Genomic DNA, 3,136 nt, shown 5'->3' with positions numbered 1-3,136 from the left:
GTCCAATCTGGCACCAACCCTTCCGCTGATCCTGACCGGAAAGGTCTCGCCGGTCCCCGAAGTCGCGCTGATGGGAGATCGCACAGCTGTTCCTCCCTACGCATTCGGCAATCTGCGTGTCACTGTCCACGATATGCCGCCGCTGGCTCGCGCCTCGTGGTTTCGTGGCGTTTCGGCGCTCCCAAACAGCTTTGCGCATGAATCCTTCATCGACGAGTTGGCTACGGCGGCTCAAGTCGATCCCGTGGAATACCGCCTGCGCTATCTCACCGATCCGCGCGCGATCGATCTGGTCCGAGCCGTGGCCGAGCGCTCCGGATGGAAGCCCCACATCAAGCCGGGCACGCATGGCCACGAGGGCGACATTCTGTACGGGCGCGGCTTTGCTTATGCTGTCTATGTCCATGGTCCTTTCCCCGGGAAGGCGGCGGCTTGGGCAGCTTGGGTCGCCGACGTGGCGGTGAACAAGGTGACGGGCGAGATCGCCGTGACCAAAGTGGTCTGCGGGCAGGACACAGGCGCGGTCATCAACCCTGACGGCGTGCGTCACCAGATCCATGGCAACGTCATCCAGTCGACCAGCCGGGTTCTCAAGGAAGAGGTCAATTTCTCATCCACCGCTGTCGCCGCCCTTGAGTGGGGCGCCTATCCGATCATCGGCTTTCCCGAGGTGCCGGACATCGACGTGCTGATGATTCCACGCCCCGACGAGCCGCCGCTGGGCGCCGGCGAGTCCGCCTCGGTGCCGAGTGCGGCCGCCATTGCCAACGCGGTTTTCGACGCCACAGGCGTGCGATTTCGCGAGCTGCCGCTGACGCCGGAACGCGTGCGCGCTGCCTTGAATCCGCTGCCGACCCCGCCGCCATCGAACGAAAACAGGCGAACGGCCAAACGTTCGAGTCTGAGGTTCGCCTGGCCACTCGCCGGCGCCCTTTCCGGCGCCGTCGCCCTCGGCGCGGGGATTTTTCCATTCAATGCGGCCATAGCCCCGGTGGTGCGTCCGCTGCCCGACGTCTTTTCGCCTGCGACGATCGAGCGTGGCCGACTGGCGGCTGCGGTGGGCGCCTGCAACGTCTGCCATGTCGGCGCCGGCGGCAGGCCGTTCGCGGGGGGTAGGGCTCTCGAAACCCCTTTCGGTATCGTCTACGCCACCAACATCACCCCGGATGAAGCGGCCGGCATTGGCAGTTGGTCCTATCCGGCTTTCGCCCGGGCGATGCGCCAGGGCGTCGCCCGCGACGGACATCACCTCTATCCGGCACATCCTTACACATCCTTTGCCAAAACAAGCGAAGCCGATCTCGAGGCGCTCTATGCCTATCTGATGGCCCAGCCGGCGACAGCGGCGAAAGCACCGCAAACACAGCTGCGTTTTCCCTTTGGCATGCGGCCATTAATGGCCGGGTGGAACGCGCTTTTCCTGTCGTCGTCGCCGGCACCGGCTGATCCCACCCGCGATACCGCGTGGAACCGGGGCGCGGAACTGGTGGAAGGGCTTGGCCACTGCAGCGCCTGCCATTCGCCGCGCAATGCCATCGGCGGAGAGATCAAGGGGTCAATGCATCTTGCTGGTGGCGCCGCAGACGGCTGGTACGCGCATGCGCTTACGGCGAAATCCTTTTCGCCCGTAACCTGGAACGAAAGGGCTTTCTACGATTATCTGCGGACCGGGCATTCCGCCGCGCACGGAGCGGCGGGAGGGCCRATGGCTCATGTGATCGATTCGATGGCACCGCTTCCGGATGCGGACATCAGAGCGATGGCGGTCTACCTCGCGAGCTTCAACGTTGGCGGTCAAACGTCGGCGACTGGCGCGTCGGTCCAGAGCATCATCGCCGCCGCAAATTTGGCCGCACCGGACGCGGCAGTGGCTTTTCCTCGGGGTGCGCGCCTGTTTGCCGGCGCTTGCGAGACTTGTCACTCGGAAACGTCGCCCATCACGTCGCTTGCCCTTAACACCAATCTGCATGCCGACGCGCCGGACAATCTGCTCCATGCCGTCCTGGAAGGCGTGTTCGCGCCGGCAGCCTCGCCGCTCAGGACAGACGCGGGTGATTTCGGCGTCATGGCGATGCCGGCCTTCGGCGGCGTGCTGCATGATGCCGATCTGGTTGACCTCGTGGGCTATCTAAGGGCGCGTTTCGCACCCGGCAAACCCGACTGGCAAGCCATCCCGGACTCACTCGCCGCCCTCCGATCCGCTCATCATTGAACCAACGGAAATATCACATGCCCAAACACCAACGTTCCCGCCGAAACGGCCGGGGGAGATGGTGTTCCCACCGCTCGGGGCACGCATCACGCCTGTGCCGTTCTCGTCAGTCGCGCAAGACGACAACCATCCGGCCGCCTGCCGAAACTCGCTTTGGACGCCACAGCCTTCGTGGGCCGGTCATCGATTTCGAGACGGCTCAGGTTCTGCTGTGTGACAAGCGATCCTGGCTGCATCAAAGGCAGATGGTGCTGTCTTGGCAGCCTGAAGAAGGTCAGGGCTATGCGGTGGCATCCTCGGCCCAGCCTGTCAGGCGCGGATAGCGAGGTGACTATTTGGCGAGCCAGGCGGCGAGATCGGCCCGCACGATCGGCACGTCGCGATAGGTTTGCATGGCGCGCTCCTCGACGGTCGCCCGGATCGTCGGCGCCAGGAGGTCGAAGCCGTTGGAAAGGCCGCCGCCCATCACGATCAGGTCGGGCGAATAGAGATGCAAGAGGTATGCGGAGCCACTTGGCTTCGGCCTCGACCAGTTGGCGAGCCGCCGCATCACCCGTCCGCGCGGCCTCCACGACATACCGCGCCGAGACATCGCCATTGTTCGAAAGGCGCCTGGGCAGCGAGACGCCGCTCGGCGCGGCATGTCGTGTCGCCCGCCGTCCAAGCGCGGTGCCGGAGGCGACCGCCTCGGATTGATAGATGCTCTCGAAATGGCACCGCCGGATCATCCTCAATAACCCGTGAGATCAACCGCAGGACTACTCGGCAGCCAAAGGCAGCGGCCGTTCACGCCTGTGCTTATCGTCAGCCAAAGATCCTCGTTCTCGATGACGCAGGCAGTTAGCGCGGCGCCGCTTCGTGTTGTCTCGCACCACGCAATCATCTGCATATCGCTCATCGCCTCCGGGTGGCCATGGACAGCGA

3 protein-coding genes are annotated in these 3,136 nt (G+C 64.4%); 1 reads left to right on the top strand and 2 read right to left on the bottom strand.

Annotated elements, in window-relative coordinates; translation table 11 throughout:
* On the top strand, nucleotides 1–2,212 hold a 2,212-nt coding region (locus AC1D0I_RS32350), incomplete at its 5' end, for a molybdopterin cofactor-binding domain-containing protein (RefSeq protein ID WP_477400149.1).
* A 331-nt stretch (nucleotides 2,213–2,543) separates the two neighbouring features.
* Here AC1D0I_RS32350 and AC1D0I_RS32345 read toward each other — a convergent pair.
* Together AC1D0I_RS32345 and AC1D0I_RS32340 are read right to left on the bottom strand one after the other, a co-directional pair.
* Complete coding sequence (locus tag AC1D0I_RS32345; protein ID WP_477228683.1) at nucleotides 2,544–2,762, bottom strand: hypothetical protein; 219 nt, start codon at nucleotides 2,760–2,762, stop codon at nucleotides 2,544–2,546.
* Between the two features lie 180 nt (nucleotides 2,763–2,942).
* Nucleotides 2,943–3,136: hypothetical protein (locus AC1D0I_RS32340; RefSeq protein ID WP_477400148.1), on the bottom strand; the 194-nt coding region annotated here is incomplete at its 5' end.

Source organism: Mesorhizobium sp. P2_D1 (assembly GCF_056404455.1).
This window is presented reverse-complemented; position numbering and strand designations above follow the sequence as displayed.

What these genes read in the sequence shown, in the direction of transcription:
- AC1D0I_RS32345 (WP_477228683.1), bottom strand. Translation starts at nt 2,762, where the DNA reads ATGCGGCGGCTCGCCAACTGGTCGAGGCCGAAGCCAAGTGGCTCCGCA.